The following is a 17,956-nucleotide window of genomic DNA, read 5'->3' as shown; positions in this document are numbered from 1 at the left end:
CCGGCATCGGCCTCACGCAGGAAGCCAATGATCTGCTCCTCGGTGAATCGCTTCTTCATCGTCCAATTTCCTCGCAGGATTGATTGGACTCCAGATCGTCACGTGGCTGATCTCAGGGGGCAGCGCAGGGAACAGCGGCCCCTCACCCTGTTCCGCAATAGCTCGCCAGTAGTCACCGAACCCCAAGGCCTCGAGCTGGCTGTGGATCGGCGCGACGCGCCGAGACGAGTTGGCCTTGAGCCGTTGATCGCGGTCCACGTTCGGCCGGAACTCCATCGCTAGGCCGTCGGGCGACTCGAACACGTCGTCCGTCCAGAGCTGCGCCACTTCGTTCAGGCGGGCTCCGCTAAATGCGAGGATCAGTGGCACCCAGTACGCGGCATCCGCCCCGGCGGCCTTGGCAGTCGGGAGCTTGTAGCTTGTGTACAAGTCGGACGCAAACAGTCGCTGGAGGTCTTCGGCGGTCCAGGGCTCCCGCTCGCGCTCCACTGCTCCGCCCCGCTTAACGACCGCACCGGAAAGCAGACGGTCGGCCACCCAGCCCCGCTGCTGTGCGACATGCAGCAGCGTCTTCACACTCGTCAGGGCGTTATTCGCTGTCGTTGCCGTCTTGCCCTGGGAGACGGCCCATGCCTGGACCTTGTCTCTGAACTCCATGCCTCTTGGCAAGGTAAGGGTGCTCAGAGGCGGATCGCCCATCAAGTCCGCGAACATGGCGGCGTGACGCCGGTACACGTTCACGGTCTTCTCGGGTCGGCTCTGCTCCTGCTCCCAAACGTGCAAGGCATCTGAGATCCGCTTCACCTCGACCTTCGGCGTCTTGGCGACGGCCAGCACAGGCGCGGCGGGAGTCTCGATGACTTCCCCACGATCCCGCTTTACCCGGTCCTGCCATGCCGAAACCAAGCCACGGAGCACCGCTATCAAGGCGGCCACGTTCTCTCGACGCGACCAGTCCACAACGAAACCTACGGATCGCACCTCCGCTTCCACGACCGGCCGGGCAACCGACAGGTCCCCTGCCGCCATGCGACCGGCGAACCAGGTCGCCACCAGCTCGTGGATCTGTGCAAGACGGCTGGACTGTGCGAGAGACATACCGCCCATCTCTGGGGCGCCCTCCTCCACGCGCAGGTAGATCGGCGTTTGACCGGCGGTGAGGAACCGCAGGGGCGGCGCAATGTACTCGAAGGCCTCCAGGAACGCCCGCAGCTTTGTGCCGTCATACCGCGTTGCATCGTCTCCGGACAGGACGCTGCTTCGAACTCGGGCTACCAAGACGGGCACCAGGTCTGCCGGGAGGACGTCGAGCGTTGCCGGGCTGAGGCGGTCACGTTCGGTTTGGAAGCGCTCATCCCACTCGACCGAGAGCCGGCGAGCCAGTACGTTGGCCTGCCGAACGTCCGGGGTCCCCAGCGAGACGCGGGCGGCCCACTGCTTACCAAACCATTGGGACTCGGGATGCTTAGAAAGGTCCGGCGGCACCGGCCGCTGGTAGATCAGGTTCGCTGAGTTGTTGCGCCTGTGAACGTAGTCTGCTCGCACGGGTTCCACCTTGTCGGGTGCGGACCTCGGTTTACGCAGCATGGATACACAGTCTGACTCAGGAGACCCCAGCAATTTGGCTGGAGCCAGCGCCGTTGCTGGCGCTCATGGGAACTTGGCGGAGAGGGCGGGATTCGAACCCGCGGTGGGCTATTAACCCACACACGCTTTCCAGGCGTGCGACTTAAACCGCTCATCCACCTCTCCTGCGAAGCCCGCGATTGTAGCAGCGCAGATGGGGCTAATCGGGGGCCAAGGTGCCGCGGTTGAGGCGGCTCTTCTTCGGGTCGGCGATGAGGGAGAGCAGCAGGTTCACGTCCGCCGGCTTGACCATGTGGTAGTCGAAGCCGGCTTCGCAGGATCGCATGCGGCTCTCGGTTTCACCGTAGCCAGTCAGCGCGACCAGCAGCGCATCGCGGCAAGCCGATCCGCGGCGCAGGCGCAGGGCGACCTCGAAGCCATTCATGCCGGGCAGGCCGATGTCCAGCAGGACGACCTCGGGCCGGAAGTCTTCCGCCGCCTTCAATGCCTCCGGGCCATCGGCGGCCACCCTCACCTCGTAGCCCTCCATCTCCAGCAGCAGGGTCAGCGTGTCGGCCGACGCGGCAAGGTCGTCCACCACCAGCACGCGCAGCGGCACCGTGGCGGTCGACGCGGCCGGGCGCGGCGGAGGCGCCTGCGTGACCTGGGCCGATGCGGGGCCGGCATCCCCGGCTTGCGCCGGCAGCCGAACCAGCACCTCGGTGCCGCTGCCCGCGCCCGCGCTGCGCGCCTCGACCTGTCCACCATGCAGCTCCACCAGGTGCTTGACCAGCGTGAGGCCGATGCCCAGGCCGCCCTGCGCGCGGTCCAGGGTCTGATCGCCCTGCACGAAGAGCTCGAAGATGTGCGGCAGGAACTCCGCCGGGATGCCGCAACCTCGGTCGCGCACGACCAGTTCCACCTGCTGGCCGTCGAACCGGCCTTCGAGGTCGATGGCCGATCCGGCCGGCGAGAACTTGCAGGCGTTGTTGACCAGGTTGGAGAGCACCTGCGCCAGCCGCACCGGGTCTCCCATCAACAGCAGCGGCTGGTCGGGCAGGCTCACCCGCAGCTGCTGGCCGCGCGCGCGCACACGCGGCTCGCTGGCTTCCAGGGTGCGCTCGATCAGCTCGCCCAATGCAAGCCGCTCGGGCCGCACGGTCACCTTGCCCTGCACGATGCGAGAGACATCGAGCAGGTCGTCGATCAGCCGGGCCATGTGATCGGCCTGGCGGCTGATCACGTCGCGCGCCCAGTGCACCTTCTCGGCCGCAACGTCGTTGCCCTGCATGATGTGGACGGCGTTCCGGATGGGCGCCAGCGGATTGCGCAGTTCGTGCGCGAGCATGGCCAGGAACTCGTTCTTGCGGCGATCCGCCTGCTGCACGGCGGCAAAGAGCCGCGCGTTCTCCATCGCGATGGCGGCACGGCCCACCACCTCGGTGGCCAGCGCGATGCGCGGTGCATCGAAGTGCCCCGCCGGCCCCAGCAGCACCAGCGCACGCCGGGTGCGCTCGCCTTGCAGCGTCAGCGGAAACACGATGCCCGAACGCGTGGCGGTGGAGCCTGCCGCCTGGCCCTGCCAGCGCTCCATGCGCTCGACCTGCAGCGCATGGCGCACCGCCTGCTGCAGGCTGTGGGGCAACTCCGCCGCAAAGGCTTCGGGCGGATACGCCTGCGCGCAAGCCAACTCCTTGTCGAACCCGCAGGTCATGAGCAAGGCCTGGTCACCCAGCACGGGCACCGACATTTGCAAAAGCCCCTCGGCGGTCTGCTCGGTGTCGAGGGTGCGGCCCAGGCGCTGGCTCACCTCGGCCAGGTAGTCGGCACGCGCCGTGGCCGCCTCGGCGGCCGTGCGCGCGGCCTCGGCTCGCGCCAGGGCCTCGCGCTCGACTGCCCGCAGCTGCAGCTGCCGGTTCATCCGGAACAGGTCCACGAAGACCTTCACCTTCGAGCGCAGCACCTCGGGCACCACCGGCGACGGGATGTAGTCGACCGCACCCAGCGCATAGCCGCGCTTGGCCTGGATCTCGTCCACGTAGGCGGTGATGAACACGATGGGGGTTTGCGCCGACCGCTTGTATTGGCGGATGAGGCTCGCCGTCTCCAGGCCGTCGATGTCGGGCATGTTCACATCCAGCAGGATGACCGCAAACTCGTTGTTCAGGACCTGTGCCAGCGCCTCGCGGCCCGAGCGTGCGCTGATCACGTTCTCGCCCAGGTCCTCCAGCACGCTGCGAAACACGACGTGCTTTTCGTGCAGGTCGTCCACGATCAGGATGTTGACTGGCGCGTCGCCGCGGACGGCGGCGGCAGGCACTGCGGAGAGAAGGTGTGTCATGCGTGCACTGGATGAAGCCATGCGCGAAGCACGGCGAGGAGGTCCTGGGTATCGACCGGCTTGGACAGGTAGTCCCATGCGCCGGCTTCGATGCATTTCTCGCGATCGCCTTTCATGGCCTTGGCGGTGACGGCGATCATCGGCAGCTTGCGGCCCTGCGGCAGCTTGCGGATCTCCTTCATGGTGGCCATGCCGTCCATCTCCGGCATCATGATGTCCATCAGCACCACGTCGATGTCCGCGTCGTTGACCACCCGGTTGATGGCCTCGCGGCCGCTGTCGGCCCACACGATTTCCATGCCGTGGTCTTCCAGCACGGTGGCCAGCGCGAAGATGTTGCGCATGTCGTCGTCCACGATCAGCACGCGTCGGCCCGCGAGTGGCCGCCAGGCCGCGACCAGCTCGCGCACCAGGGTCTGCTGCGGCGGCGGCAGGCGCCCGGCCGCGTAGTGCATGCCGCGCAGGGCGGCGTCGAACAACGCCGGCACGTCGTCGGCTTCGCGCACGGCCAGGCACTCGTCGCTCCGCCACACGGCGGCGTCGCCGCCGCCGCCCGAAGGTGCCCTGAGCAGGAGCAGCGGCACCGGACCCAGCAGCGCGTGCGCGCCCAGCCGTTCGCGCAGGCGAGCCGGCTCGATCGGCCCGAGCGCCTCGTCCAGCACGACGCAGTCGAAGGACTTGGCCGAGAGTTCCGATTCGAGCCGCTCGACGCTGCGCACGACGATGGGCTGGATGTCGTCCTGCCCCACCAGCTCCAGGAACCGGCGACGCGTGGCGCCGTCCTTCAGTGCCACCAACACCTGCCGCTGCGGCCTGGACGTGTAGACGCGCAGCTGGTCGAGCATGCCGTCCATCACGTCCGTGGACTGGATCGGCTTGGCCAGGAACGCGATGGCGCCACTCGCATAGGCCCGCGCGCGGGCCTCGTCGGTGGACACCACGCACACCGGGATGTGCCGCGTCGCCAGGTCTTGCTTGAGCCGGTCGAGCACCCGCCAACCATCCATGTCGGGCAGGTGCAGGTCGAGCGTGACGGCCGCCGGAGCGACCTGGTTCGCGAGGGTGAGCGCGGCGGCGCCGTGGCCGGTGACGACCCCCTTGAAGCCGCGCGCCCGTGCTGCATCGAGCATCAGGCGTGCGAAGCCGGTGTCGTTCTCGACGATGAGCAGCACCGGCTCCCCGCTGGAGAGTCCGTCCCGGTCGTCCGCGACGGGAATGGCGACGGGAATGCGCGGCTCGTCCGGCAGTTCATCCGGCAATTCGTCCTGCGGCGTCGGCACCTCCCCGTCGGCGGCGCGCGGACGGACCTGCGCGACCACGTGGGACGGCGCAATGGACGCGGTGCGACGCGAGCCCCGGGTGGACGGGAAGTGCGCAGGCAGGTATAGGGTGAAGGTGCTGCCCTGCCCCGGCGCGCTGGTCAGGCGGATCTCGCCGCCCAGCAGCTTGGACAACTCGCGGCTGATCGCCAGGCCCAGCCCGGTGCCGCCGTACTTGCGGCTGGTGGAGCCGTCGGCCTGCTGGAAAGCCTCGAAGATGATCTGCTGCTTGTCCGTGGCGATGCCGATGCCCGTGTCCGAGACCGAGAAGGCGATCACGTGCTGGGAATGCCCCAGCACCTCGTGGTCTCGACTCCAGCCGCCCACCACCTCGTCGATGCTCAGTTGCACGCGGCCCTGGTGGGTGAACTTGAAGGCATTGGACAGCAGGTTCTTCAGGATCTGCTGCAGGCGCTTGGCGTCGGTGACGATCGCCTCGGGCAGCTGCAGCCCGCATTCGACGCGGAAGTCCACGTTCTTGGCCTCGGCCACGTGGCGGAAGGTGCGGTCCACGTGCACCTGCAGGTCTTCCAGGCGCAGTTCGCTCACGTCGACCGCCACCGTGCCCGACTCGATCTTGGAGAGGTCGAGGATGTCGTTGATCAACATCAGCAGGTCGTTGCCCGACGAATGGATGGTGCGGGCGAACTCCACCTGGCGGGTGCTCAGGTTGCCGTCCGGGTTCCTGGAAAGCTGGTCCGACAGGATCAGCAGCGAGTTCAGCGGCGTGCGCAACTCGTGCGACATGTTGGCCAGGAACTCCGACTTGTACTTGGACGTGAGCGCGAGCTGCTTGGCTTTTTCCTCCAGCGCCTGGCGGGCCTGCTCGACCTCGCGGTTCTTGTGTTCGACCTCCTGGTTCTGGTGCGCCAGCAGGCGCGCCTTTTCCTGCAGCTCGCCGTTGGTCTGCTGCAGCTCCTGTTGGCGGCTCTGCAGCTCCTGCGCCAGCGACTGCGACTGCGACAGCAGGTCTTCGGTGCGCATGTTGGCCGCGATGGTGTTGATCACGATGCCGATGGATTCGGCGAGCTGGTCGAGGAACGTGAGGTGGGTGGAGCTGAAGCGCTCGACCGATGCGAGTTCGACCACCCCGCGCACCTGGCCCTCGAACACGATCGGCAGCACCAGCACGTGCGCCGGCGCCACATGCGTGGTGCCCGAGGCGATGCGCAAGCCGTCGGGGATTTCCAAGGACAGCAGGACCTTTTTTCTGTCCACCGCGCACTGGCCCACCAGGCCTTCGCCGAGCGCGATCTCCTTGCCATAGGCCCCCTGCCCCGACGACGCGTAGCTGGCCATCAGCGTCAGGCGCACGCTGCCCCGCGGCTCCTGGCGCAGCACGTAGAACTCCGCCTGCTGGGCGCCGACCACCGGCGCCAGCTCCGACAGGATCAGCCGACCGACGGCCACCAGGTCCTTCTGCCCTTGCAGCATGCGGGAAAACTTGGCCAGGTTGGTCTTGAGCCAGTCCTGCTCGGTGTTGAGCTGGGTGGTGTCCTTGAGGTTGCGGATCATCTCGTTGATGGTGTCCTTCAAGGCCGCGACCTCGCCCAGCGCCTCGACCGCGATGGATCGAGTGAGGTCGCCCTGGGTCACGGCCATGGCCACTTCGGCGATCGCCCGCACCTGCGTGGTGAGGTTGGCCGCCAGCTGGTTCACGTTCTCGGTGAGGTTCTTCCAGGTGCCGGCCGCGCCGGGCACCTTGGCCTGGCCGCCCAGCTTGCCGTCCACCCCCACCTCGCGGGCGACCGTGGTCACCTGGTCGGCGAAGGTGGCGAGCGTGTCGGTCATGGAGTTGATGGTGTCGGCCAGCGCCGCGATTTCACCCTTGGCTTCCACGGTGAGCTTGTGGTTCAGGTCGCCGCCGGCCACGGCGGTCACCACGCGCGCGATGCCGCGCACCTGCGCCGTGAGGTTGGACGCCATGAAGTTGACGTTGTCGGTGAGGTCCTTCCAGGTGCCGGCCACGCCCTGCACCTGCGCCTGTCCGCCCAACTTGCCCTCGGTGCCCACTTCCCGCGCCACCCGCGTCACTTCGGAAGCGAAGGAGCGCAGCTGGTCGACCATGGTGTTGATCGTGTTCTTCAGCTCCAGGATCTCGCCCTTGACGTCCACGGTGATCTTCTTGGACAGGTCGCCCGCCGCCACCGCCGTGGTCACCTCGGCGATGTTGCGCACCTGCGCGGTGAGGTTGGATCCCATGGAGTTGACCGACTCGGTCAGGTCCTTCCAGGTCCCCGCCACGCCGCGCACCTCGGCCTGGCCACCCAGCTTGCCCTCGGTACCCACCTCGCGCGCCACCCGCGTCACCTCGGAGGCGAAAGAGCGCAGCTGGTCGACCATGGTGTTGATCGTGTTCTTCAGCTCCAGGATCTCGCCCTTGACGTCCACCGTGATCTTCTTGGACAGGTCGCCCGCCGCCACCGCCTTGGTCACGTCCGCGATGTTGCGCACCTGCGACGTGAGGTTGGAGGCCATGAAGTTCACGTTGTCCGTGAGGTCCTTCCAGGTGCCGGCCACGCCCTGCACCTCGGCCTGGCCGCCGAGCTTGCCTTCGGTGCCCACTTCGCGCGCCACGCGCGTCACCTCGGCGGCGAAGGTGCCCAGCTGCTGCACCATCTTGTTGATGGTGGTGGCGGTTCGCAGGAACTCACCCTGCAACGGGCGCCCCTGGGCCTCGAGCGCCATGGACTTCGACAAATCTCCCTGCGCCACCGCGCCGATCACCCGGGCCACGTCGGACGTGGGATGCACCAAATCGGCGATGAGCGAGTTGATCGACTCGCAGGACTCCCGCCAGAAGCCGCCGGACCCCGGCAGGTGGGCACGCTCCTTGAGCTTGCCTTCCTTGCCCACCACCTGCGAGAGCCGGGCGAGCTCGCGGGACATGCGCAGGTTCTCGTCGACCACCTCGTTGAAGGCGTCGGCGATCTTTCCGAAGATGCCGGGCCAGTCGGCCGGCAGGCGGGTGTCGACCTCCCCCTTCTTCAGGCGCAACAGCGCCGCGTGCGTCGTCCGGGCGCGCTCCTGGGAGTGCTCCAGGTGATCGACCAGGCCGTTGACGCTCGCCACGTGGTCGAGCCAGATGCCAAGCAGGCGCTCGTCCGGCAGACGCCGCGGCGCATTGCCGCTGGCCAGCGCGGCGCCCACGGCCCGCAGGCGGTGCGTCGCGCGCTCGGACTGCGCCACGAGCTCGTTGAACTCCGCGGCGATCCTCGCGGGAACTCCTCCCCAGTCTGTCGGCAGGCTCACGCCTGCTTGTCCGCGCCGAAAAGCGTTCAGCGCCTGCAGGATCGAGCGCAGCTCGTGTTCGCCGGCCGGGGCCCTGGTGGCTACTGCTTCCATGTCCTGCCCGTCTTGCCTTGATGAGACAGCACAGGGTAGTGCCTTGCCTGGACGGCAACAACTGCACGCGCCGACGGATGAGCGGCAAAGTGAGGGCTGTCGCGAGATGTAGGCCCCGTCCGACTCGAACACGGGCGAAACGCCTACGCTCACTTTCCTTGAAGGCGAGGGGCGATCGCGACGTGCGCCGACGTCGCCAGAAGCGAAAAAGCCGCCCGAGGCGGCTTTTCGTCTGACAGATGTGCCCTGCTATTCGAGCGGCACGCGCTTGCCGTCCTTGAAGGTGTAGAGCGAGGTGGCGGCGTTCTTGAGCTCCCCATTCGGCTCGAACTGGATGTGCGCGGTGACCCCCTTGAAGTCGGACTTGAGCAGATGCGGCATGTAGTCCTTCGGATTGATGGAGTTCGCACGCTTCATGGCGTCGACCAGCACGAAGGTCGCGTCATACGTATAGGGGCTGTAGATCTGGTACTGGTTGGGATACTTCTCGTCGTAGCGCTTCTTCCAGGCCATGCCGCCCGGCATCTTGGCCAGCGACGAGCCGCCCTCGGCGCAGACCACGTTGTTGAGGGTCTTGGCGCCCGCGGCGAGCTGTGCAATCTCGGCGGTGCAGATGCCGTCCCCACCCAGGTACTTCACGTTGCCCATGCCCAGTTGCTCGACCTGACGGAGCATGGGACCGCCTTGCGAGTACATGCCGCCGAAGAAGATGGCGTCGGGGTTCTTGGCCTTGATGGCGGTCAGGATGCCCATGAAGTCGGTGGCCTTGTCGGTCGTGAACTGCTCGTCCACCACCTGGATGCCTTTTTGCTGCGCGGTGCGCTTGAAGACGTCGGCCACGCCCTGCCCGTAGGCGGTCCGGTCGTCGATCACGGCCACCCGCTTGACCTTGAGCTTGTCCGCGGCATGCTGCGCCACGGCCGCACCGAGTGCGTTGTCGTTGGCGATGATGCGGTAGGTCGTCTTGTAGCCGGGCTTGGTCAACGCCGGATTGGTGGCCGCGCCGGTGACGTGCGGAATGCCGCAATCGTTGTAGACCTTGGAAGCCGGGATGGTGGTGCCGGAGTTCAGGTGCCCCACCACGCCGGCCACGCGCGAGTCGCAGAGTTTCTGGGCAGCGGCGGTGCCCTGCTTGGGATCGGCCGCGTCGTCCTCGGCCTGGATCTCGAAACGCACCTTGCGCCCGCCGATCGTGATGTTCTGCTTGTTGAGGTCCTCGATGGCCATTCGCACGCCGTTCTCGTTGTCCTTGCCCATATGGGCTTGCGGACCCGAGATCGGCGCCACATGGCCGATCTTGACCACCTGCACGTTCTGCGCCGAAGCCAGGCCCGCAAAGACGGCGGCGGCCGCGAGCACGGTCAGTTTGAATGGGGTTTGCATTGCGAAGAAGCCTCCAGTGGATAAGAAGCCGGGTGCTGCGCACACGACCGAAGCAACTTATCGCAATAACCAGGCCACCGGCATAGAGGAAAGCCCGTGCGCGGCCACGCAACCCTGGCAACCCTGCGCCAAAGCCTCTCAGGGCTGATCGCGTTCCTGCGACAGTGCCTCGAGCACCGCGGCGCGGACGCTGGCCTCGAGCTCCTCCCGCACGAGGGGGCCGAGGGTGCGGGTCTGCTCGACCACCAGCGAGGCGATAACCTCGCGCAGCCGCTGGTCCAGGTCCACCTCCAGCCGTTGCAGGATGCGCTGCACCAGCCGTTCCTCCCGCGCGCCGGCGGGCTCGCTGGAGGCGTGCGGCGGACGCTGCACCACCTCGGTGAGGGTGGGCACATTCCTGGGCGGCACCCGGGCGCTCATCCCGCGCTGTCCTTCAGGTCGTGGCGCACGATGCCCAAGCCCCGATCGGCGTAGTGCTTCCAGCGCCGGCGAGCGCGCTGCCGGTCGTCTTCGTCGCCAGTCACCACCTCGATCAGCCGCTCGAAATCCTCGAACCCCTCGGGCACCGAATCCCCCAGGTTGACCAGCACCTGCCGGTGCGCGGCCGCCCGTGGAGAACGAGCCAGCACGACGGGACTGCGCTCGACCACCACGCTGGGCGCCTGCCCCAGGTGGGCGTGCGGCACGAAATCGGCCGGGGAGAAGGTCCAGAGTTCCGAATCGAGCGCGCACAGCAAGTCGTCGTCGCCGGTGACCACCACCTGGGCCCCGCTGCCCACCGCCTTGCGCAGCAGGCGGCAGGCATGGGCCAGCTTGGCCGGCGCGTTGAAGTGAAACGCGACCTCGGTCATTGCGCCCGCACGCCGGCCCGGGTCCGCTTGCGCGGCGCGGGCTCGGCCTTGGCGCCGCGGCGGCTCACGCTGCGCGGCGCCTGCTCCTGGGACAACAGGTACTGCACCAGCAGGCCCACCGGCCGACCGGTGGAGCCCTTGGCGGCGCCGCCCTTCCAGGCCGTGCCGGCGATGTCCAGGTGGGCCCAGCGATAGCTGCCCGCGAAGCGCTGCAGGAACTTGGCGGCGGTGACGGCACCTGCGGGTCGGCCGGCGACATTGGCCACGTCGGCGAAGTTGGTCTTCAGGCCCTCCCCGTACTCGTCGTCGAGCGGCATGCGCCAGCACGGGTCGAGCGCCAGTTCGCCCGCCTGCGACAGCGCCTCGGCCAGTTCATCGTCGGTCGAGAACAAGCCGCTGCGCACGGCGCCCAGCGCGATCACGCAGGCGCCGGTCAGCGTGGCGATGTCGACGACGGCGCGGGGCTTGAAGCGCTCCGCATAGGTGAGCGCGTCGCACAGGATCAGACGCCCTTCGGCGTCGGTGTTGAGGACCTCGATGGTCTGGCCACTGAGGCTGGTGACGACGTCGCCAGGTTTGAAGGCGCGGCCGCTGGGCAGGTTCTCGCAAGCGGGGATCAGGCCCACGACGTTGATGCGGGGCTTGAGTTCGGCCAGTGCGCGGAAGGTGCCCAGCACGCTGGCGGCACCGCCCATGTCGAACTTCATCTCGTCCATTTCGGGCGCCGGCTTGATGGAAATGCCGCCGCTGTCGAACGTGATGCCCTTGCCGACCAGCACCACCGGCGCCTCGCCGGCGGCGGCGCCATGGTATTTCAGGACGATGAACCGCAGCGGCTCTTCGGAGCCCTGGGCCACGGCCATGAACGAACCCATGCCGAGCCGGGCGACTTCCTTCGGACCGAGCACTTCGCACTGGAAGCCGCCGGTCTTGGCCAGCCGCTTGGCTTCCTCGCCCAGGCGCGTGGGCGTGGCCCGGTTGGGCGGCAGGTTGCCCAGCTCGCGGGCCAATTCGATGCCCAGGGCCGCGCCACGCGCCGCCTGGAAATCGGAGCGGGCCAGCGCGGCGTCGGCACAGCCGATCACGACCTTCTCGATCTCGCTCGGTTCGGGCTTGGACTTGGTGGAAACGAAGACGTAGCTCGCCTCGGCGGCGGCCGCGACCGCGGCGCGAACCGCGCGGCCGTCGTCGCTGCTGGGCGGCAGGCAGATGGCCATGCGCCGGATGCCCGCGGTGCGCAGCGAAGCCACGGCGCCGTGGACGGCCGAGTGGATGCGTCGCGGCGAGCCGTCACCGCAACCGAGCAGCAGCACGCGCGCCGCCGTGACGCCCGGTGGCCGCCAGGCCTGCAGCGTCTTGCCCGGCTTGGTGTCGAACCCTTTGGCCTTGATGGCGTCGGCGGCGATCTTCGAGAGCGGATCGGTGCCGGCCTTGAACCCTTCGTCCAGCAGCACCAGCAGCGCGTCGCAGCGTTCGTTCGCAGCGCCCTCGACGCCGAGGGTCTTGAGTTCGAAGTCCATAATCGCGGGTTTCTTCCTTCTGGCACTGCCTTGAGCGCGCCGATGTTATTCCATTCCTCCGTGCGCAAGGAGCTCGCCAGGAGCTTCGGCGCGACGCTCGTCGTGCTCATCACGATCGTGATGACCATGACCCTGATCCGCACGCTGAGCCAGGCCAGCCGCGGCAGCGTGAACCCCCAGGAAATCCTGATGGTGATGGGCTACACGGTGCTGGGTTACCTGGCGCCCCTGCTGACCCTGTCCCTGTTCGTGGCGATCGTCGGCGTGCTCTCGCGGATGTGGCGCGACAGCGAAATGGTGATCTGGTTCAGCGCGGGGCGGGGCCTGTCCTCGCTGCTCAGGCCCTTGTTCGCGTTCGCCTGGCCGGTGCTGACCGTGGTGGCGCTGCTGGCGCTGGTGGCATGGCCCTGGGCCAACGACCAGGCGCTGGAACTGCGGCAGCGCTACGGCAGCCGCGGTGACCTGGACCGTGTGGCGCCCGGGCAATTCCAGGAGTCGGCCAGCGGCACGCGGGTGTTCTTCATGGACAAGGACACGCCCGACAACCGCACCGGCAAGAACGTGTTCATCGCCACCCAGGACAACGGCCGCGAGACCATCACCTCGGCCCGCACGGGCCAGGTGGTGACCGAGGGCGACAGCCGGTTCCTGCTGCTGGGCGACGGCCAGCGCATGGAGCGCACGCTCAAGAGCAACGAAGTGCGGGTGAGCGTCTTCGAGGAGTTCGGCGCCCGCGTCGGTGAGGCGGCCGGCGCAGCGCGCAACGAAGTGCCGGTGCGCGCCCGATCCAGCCTCGACCTGGTGCGCGAACCCAGTGCTCGCAACCAGGCGGAGCTGGCCTGGCGCGTCGGCCTGTTCCTGGCCGCCTTCAACTTCGTCCTGATCGCCATCACGGTCTCGAGCGTGAACCCGCGCGCCGGACGCAGCGGCAACCTGCTGTTCGCGCTGTTCGCGTTCATCGTGTACTACAACATGCTCAACCTGGGGCAAAGCTGGATCTCGCGCGGGCACTTCGGCGCGGCGCCCTACCTGCTGGGCCTGCACGGAGGCGTGCTGGCCCTGGTGGTGCTCTGGCTGGGCAAGCAGCACAACAACTGGTCCCTGAAGGCGGTCCGGCGCCGGAGGGCGGCCCGCGCATGAAGACCATCCGCCGCCTGATCTACCGCGAGGTCATCTCCGCCGTGCTGTTCGTCGCGGCGGGCTTCCTCGCGCTGTTCTTCTTCTTCGACTTCGTCGACGAGCTGCCCAACGTGGGCAAGGGTGGCGGCGCCTACGGGCTGACGCAGGCGCTGGTGTATGTGGTGCTGCTGCAGGCCAGCCACCTGTACGAGCTGGTGCCGATCGCGGTGCTGATCGGCACCATCTTCGTCATGGCGCGTCTGGCGCAGAGTTCCGAATACACGATCTTGCGCACCTCCGGGCTGGGGCCCTGGCGAGCCCTGCGCTCGCTGCTGGTGCTGGGGGCGGTGTTCACGGTGGTGACCTTCGCCGTCGGCGACTACATCGCACCCGTGGCCGATCGCACGGCACAGCTGCTGAAGGCCAGGTTCCAGGGCAGCATCAGCATCGGCCAGACGGGGGCCTGGCTGAAGGAGCGCAGGCCCGAGCACACCTACACGGTGAACGTCGGCGCCATGCGGCCCGACGGCACGCTCGAAGCCGTTCGCATCTTCCAGGCCGGTGAAGACGGTGCCCTCGTCTCGGCCACCCAGGCCGAGACCGCCCGCTTCGCTCCCGAAGGATGGGTGCTCAGCCAGGTGCAGCAGCGGCTGTTCACGGACGATGCGAAAGGCATGCCCCGGGTCGAGAACCGCCAGCTGCCGCAGATGGAATGGGCCACCGACCTCAGCCTGGAGATGGTGACCGTGGCACTGCTCAGGCCCGAGCGCATGCGCACGGTGGACCTGTTCCAGTACATCCGGCACCTCGAGTCCAACGCGCAGACCACCCAGCGCTACGAGATCGAGTTCTGGCGAAAGGTGTTCTATCCGCTCAGCTGCCTGGTGATGGTGGTGCTCGCCCTGCCCTTTGCCTACCTGCATTTCCGCTCGGGTGGCATCACCGGATTCGTGTTCGGCGGCGTGCTGATCGGCATCAGCTTTTTCCTGCTGAACAACGTGTTCGGCTACATCGGCAACCTGCGCAATTGGTGGCCATGGCTGGCGGCCGCCGCGCCCGGCCTGATCTACAGCATGCTGTCCCTGGGTGCGTTCGGCTGGTTGGTGCTGCGAAGGTGATCATGGAAGGTGTCATCCTGTTCGGGCACGGGTCGCGCGATCCCCAGTGGCGCCGGCCGATGGACGCGGTGGCGTCCCGCCTCGCACAGCGGGAGCCGGAATTGGCGGTGCGCTGCGCCTTCCTGGAGTTGATGCAGCCCGACCTGCCCTCGGCGGCCGCGGAGCTGGCCCGGCTGGGGCTGCGCAAGGTGCGCATCGTGCCCCTGTTCCTGGGCGTGGGTCGGCACGTGCGGGAAGACTTGCCCCGGCTGGTGGAACTGCTGGCCGCGGCACACCCGGCGGTGGCCTGGGCGTTGCAGCCTGCCGTGGGCGAGGAGCCTCGGTTGCTGGACCTGCTCGCCGACCTGGCGTTGGGCAACGGATCGGCGTAGGCAGCGCGGGCATAATGAATTTCTTCCTTAGTAGAAATTCGATATGAACCTGCACCAGTTCCGCTTCGTCCAGGAAGCCGTTCGGCGCAACCTGAACCTCACGGAGGCCGCCAAGTCGCTGCACACCTCGCAGCCCGGCGTCTCCAAGGCCATCATCGAGCTGGAAGAGGAGCTGGGCGTGGAGATCTTCGCGCGCCACGGCAAGCGGCTCAAGCGGGTCACCGAGCCGGGCCAGCACGTGCTGCGCAGCATCGAGCTGATCATGCGCGAGGTGGGCAACCTCAAGCGCATCGGCGAGCAGTTCAGCGCGCAGGACAGCGGCACCTTGTCCATCGCCACCACCCACACCCAGGCGCGCTATGTGCTGCCCGTGCCGGTGGCCAAGCTGCGGGAGGCGTACCCCAAGGTGAACGTGAGCCTGCACCAGGGATCGCCCGACCAGGTGGCCCGCATGGTCCTCGACGAAGTGGCCGAAGTGGGCATCGCCACCGAATCGCTGGCTGACTATCCCGAGCTGGTCACCCTGCCCTGCTACGAATGGCAGCACGTGCTGGTGCTGCCGCCGGACCACCCCCTGGCGCAGAAGGAACGGATCAGCCTGGAAGACCTGGCGGCCGAGCCGCTCATCACCTATCACCCGTCATTCACCGGCCGCACCCGCGTCGACGCGGCGTTTGCCCAACGCAAGCTCGAGCCGCGCATTGCCCTCGAGGCCATCGATTCGGACGTGATCAAGACCTACGTCCGCCTGGGCCTGGGCATCGGCATCGTGGCCGAGATGGCCGTGCGGGAGGAGGAGCCGGCCCAGGCGCGCCTGGCGGTGCGGCCGATGGGTCATCTGTTCGGCCAGAACGTGGCGCGGCTGGCCCTCAAGCGCGGGGCCTATCTGCGCAACTTCGTCTACCGGTTCGCGGAACTGCTGTCCGACCGGCTCGACCGCAACCTGATCGCCAAGGCCATGAGCGGCCACGTCAACGACTATGAACTCTGAAGCGATCTCCCGAACCCCGCCCCTGGCCAGCAAGCTGCCCGAGGTGGGCACGACCATCTTCACGGTCATGTCCTCCCTGGCCGCGCAGCACGGTGCCGTGAACCTCGGCCAGGGCTTCCCGGACTTCGAGTGCGCATCGCACCTGGTGGATGCCGTGTGCGACGCGATGAAGGCGGGGCACAACCAGTACCCACCGATGACGGGCGTGCCGGCACTGCGCCAGGCCGTCTCGGACAAGATCGCCACGCACTACGGCCGCCGCTACGACCCGGCCGACGAGATCACCATCACGGCGGGCGCGACCCAGGCCATCATCACCGCCGTGCTGGCCGTGGTGCACCCGGGGGACGAGGTGATCGTGCTGGAGCCCTGCTACGACAGCTACGTACCCAGCATCGAGCTGGCGGGCGGCACCGTGGTTCGTGTGCCGCTGACGCCCGGCAGCTTCCGCCCCGACTTCGACCGCATCGCGGCGGCGCTGTCGCCGCGAACCCGCGCCATCATCATCAACTCCCCGCACAACCCCAGCGCCACGATCTGGAGCCGCCAGGACATGCTGCGCCTGCAGGACATCCTTGCGCCCACCGACGTGCTGGTGATCAGCGACGAGGTGTACGAGCACATGGTGTTCGATGGACGCGACCACGAAAGCGCGGCGCGGTTCGACGGCCTGGCCAACCGCAGCTTCATCGTCTCGAGCTTCGGCAAGACCTTCCACGTGACCGGCTGGAAAGTGGGGTACGTGGCAGCGCCAGCGGCCCTGACCGCCGAGTTCCGCAAGGTGCACCAGTTCAACGTGTTCACGGTGAACACGCCCATGCAGCACGGCCTGGCCAGCTACATGGCCAACCCCGGCCCCTGGCAGCAGCTGGCCGGCTTCTACCAGCGCAAGCGTGACCTGTTCCGCGAAGGACTGGCACGCACGCGGCTGCGCATGTTGCCCAGCGACGGCACGTACTTCCAGTGCGTGGACATCTCCGCCGTCAGCGACCTGCCGGAAGCGGACTTCTGCCAGTGGCTCACGCGCGAGATCGGGGTCGCCGCGATCCCGCTGTCGGCGTTCTACGGTGACGGGTTCGACCAACGCGTGGTGCGCTTCTGCTTCGCCAAACAGGACCAGACGCTCCAGGAGGCGCTGACCCGACTCGCCCGGCTGTAGTCGGGTCATCCCGCGCGCAGGGGGCGCCGAACACCCTTCAACAGGTCATGTTGTTGCGTGTGTACTGCTCCAATTCCCAGACCCTTGCCTGGCCACTGACCTCCTGCCGCGCGGTCGGACCATGTTCCAGCGCCAGCTTGGCCTGGTAGCGCTGGAAAAACTCATCGAACAACTCCGACCCGAGCGTGCCATACGCTGTCAGGGTGTCGGTATGGCTGTCGTAGGTCAGCAAGATCGCCGCCAAGGGAGTCGGCGCCGGCCCGGCGACCACGCGCGCCGCCTGGCCCGGGTCATACTGGCTGTGATCGGCGCAGCAGTGGATGAGGCCATCCTGGACGCCGCGGCGCGCGCGCTGGCTGCGGAAGCTGATGAAGTTCACGTTGCGCGTCGGATAGACCAGCTTGTGTGAACAGATGGCCGAGAACGCGACGATCGCTTGCCGGGCGCCGACTCCTCCGGGCCAGGCGTATGAATCTTGCCCGCTGCTGGCAGCGACCGACTGCGGTGCCACGGCCCGACCCAGGTCCAGCAGGAGCACGGGGGTGCTCTCGAACGGGTAGTGGAACAGGTAGTTGGTTTGCGGCCGAAGGCTCGATGCGCGCAGCGGTCGCCCCTCCCGATCGACCAGCACCGCCTTGGCATGCTCGTTCGGCCGGTCCATCGCCGCCATTGCGGGGGGAAGGTTCGCCAGTGACAAACCGGCCGCTGACGCGGTGCAGGTACGCACGAATGCACGTCTGTCCATGACTGACCTTCGCGAGGGTGGGAGCGCCGGACAGTGCGGCCAGCGCACCCGCGCCGCAATCAGTGGCAACCCCTTAGTAGGAAAGCATCGCGCACGAAAAAGCCGCCCGCAGGCGGCCTTTTTCGCAG

General features: G+C 67.7%; 13 protein-coding genes and 1 tRNA gene. 5 read left to right on the top strand and 9 right to left on the bottom strand.

Annotated elements, in window-relative coordinates:
- Positions 1 to 12: 12 nt before the first annotated feature.
- The 8 genes from JI739_RS17140 to JI739_RS17105 form a co-directional block, all read right to left on the bottom strand.
- The gene (locus JI739_RS17140; protein WP_201685148.1) at positions 13 to 1,545 is read right to left on the bottom strand and encodes a DUF6538 domain-containing protein; all 1,533 of its coding nucleotides are present in this window, start codon (positions 1,543 to 1,545) and stop codon (positions 13 to 15) included.
- 116 nt (positions 1,546 to 1,661) lie between these two features.
- Positions 1,662 to 1,752: transfer RNA gene (locus JI739_RS17135), tRNA-Ser, on the bottom strand.
- Positions 1,753 to 1,786: 34 nt separating this feature from the next.
- Positions 1,787 to 3,907: a hybrid sensor histidine kinase/response regulator gene (locus JI739_RS17130; RefSeq protein ID WP_201685147.1), complete on the bottom strand. Its 2,121-nt coding sequence runs from the start codon at positions 3,905 to 3,907 to the stop codon at positions 1,787 to 1,789.
- On the bottom strand, positions 3,904 to 8,478 hold the full coding sequence (locus tag JI739_RS17125; protein ID WP_354003742.1) for a hybrid sensor histidine kinase/response regulator: 4,575 nt from the start codon (positions 8,476 to 8,478) through the stop codon (positions 3,904 to 3,906). Before JI739_RS17125 ends, JI739_RS17130 begins: the two co-directional genes overlap by 4 nt.
- Positions 8,479 to 8,820: 342 nt before the next feature.
- A complete protein-coding gene (locus tag JI739_RS17120) occupies positions 8,821 to 9,954 on the bottom strand; it encodes a branched-chain amino acid ABC transporter substrate-binding protein (protein WP_201685145.1) in 1,134 nt (377 codons plus the stop codon).
- Between the two features lie 138 nt (positions 9,955 to 10,092).
- A complete protein-coding gene (locus tag JI739_RS17115; RefSeq protein ID WP_201685144.1) occupies positions 10,093 to 10,374 on the bottom strand; it encodes a hypothetical protein in 282 nt (93 codons plus the stop codon).
- Positions 10,371 to 10,805 carry a DNA polymerase III subunit chi gene (locus tag JI739_RS17110; protein ID WP_201685143.1) on the bottom strand — a complete coding sequence of 145 codons (435 nt, stop codon included), beginning with the start codon at positions 10,803 to 10,805 and terminating at the stop codon, positions 10,371 to 10,373. The genes JI739_RS17115 and JI739_RS17110 overlap by 4 nt, the downstream gene beginning before the upstream one ends.
- Positions 10,802 to 12,325: a leucyl aminopeptidase gene (locus JI739_RS17105; protein WP_201685142.1), complete on the bottom strand. Its 1,524-nt coding sequence runs from the start codon at positions 12,323 to 12,325 to the stop codon at positions 10,802 to 10,804. The genes JI739_RS17110 and JI739_RS17105 overlap by 4 nt, the downstream gene beginning before the upstream one ends.
- Positions 12,326 to 12,367: 42 nt before the next feature.
- Here JI739_RS17105 and lptF point away from each other — a divergent pair, with 42 nt between their 5' ends.
- Genes lptF through JI739_RS17080 form a run of 5 tightly spaced genes read left to right on the top strand, consistent with a single transcriptional unit; the run spans position 12,368 to position 17,083 of the window.
- The gene (gene lptF / locus JI739_RS17100; protein WP_201685141.1) at positions 12,368 to 13,465 is read left to right on the top strand and encodes an LPS export ABC transporter permease LptF; all 1,098 of its coding nucleotides are present in this window, start codon (positions 12,368 to 12,370) and stop codon (positions 13,463 to 13,465) included.
- Positions 13,462 to 14,562 carry an LPS export ABC transporter permease LptG gene (gene lptG / locus JI739_RS17095; RefSeq protein ID WP_201685140.1) on the top strand — a complete coding sequence of 367 codons (1,101 nt, stop codon included), beginning with the start codon at positions 13,462 to 13,464 and terminating at the stop codon, positions 14,560 to 14,562. Before lptF ends, lptG begins: the two co-directional genes overlap by 4 nt.
- Positions 14,563 to 14,564: 2 nt before the next feature.
- On the top strand, positions 14,565 to 14,933 hold the full coding sequence (locus tag JI739_RS17090; protein WP_201685139.1) for a sirohydrochlorin chelatase: 369 nt from the start codon (positions 14,565 to 14,567) through the stop codon (positions 14,931 to 14,933).
- Positions 14,934 to 14,976: 43 nt separating this feature from the next.
- Complete coding sequence (locus tag JI739_RS17085) at positions 14,977 to 15,924, top strand: CysB family HTH-type transcriptional regulator (protein ID WP_201685138.1); 948 nt, start codon at positions 14,977 to 14,979, stop codon at positions 15,922 to 15,924.
- Complete coding sequence (locus JI739_RS17080) at positions 15,914 to 17,083, top strand: pyridoxal phosphate-dependent aminotransferase (RefSeq protein WP_201685137.1); 1,170 nt, start codon at positions 15,914 to 15,916, stop codon at positions 17,081 to 17,083. Before JI739_RS17085 ends, JI739_RS17080 begins: the two co-directional genes overlap by 11 nt.
- 37 nt (positions 17,084 to 17,120) lie before the next feature.
- On the opposite strand, the gene JI739_RS17075 is transcribed toward JI739_RS17080, so the two are convergent.
- Positions 17,121 to 17,828 carry a Rieske (2Fe-2S) protein gene (locus JI739_RS17075; RefSeq protein ID WP_201685136.1) on the bottom strand — a complete coding sequence of 236 codons (708 nt, stop codon included), beginning with the start codon at positions 17,826 to 17,828 and terminating at the stop codon, positions 17,121 to 17,123.
- Positions 17,829 to 17,956 lie beyond the last annotated feature (128 nt).

Source organism: Ramlibacter aurantiacus (assembly GCF_016722895.1).
Classification (GTDB): Bacteria; Pseudomonadota; Gammaproteobacteria; order Burkholderiales; family Burkholderiaceae_C; genus Ramlibacter; species Ramlibacter aurantiacus.
The sequence above is the reverse complement of the archived record's forward strand: the minus strand, read 5'-3'. Positions and strand labels throughout refer to the sequence as shown.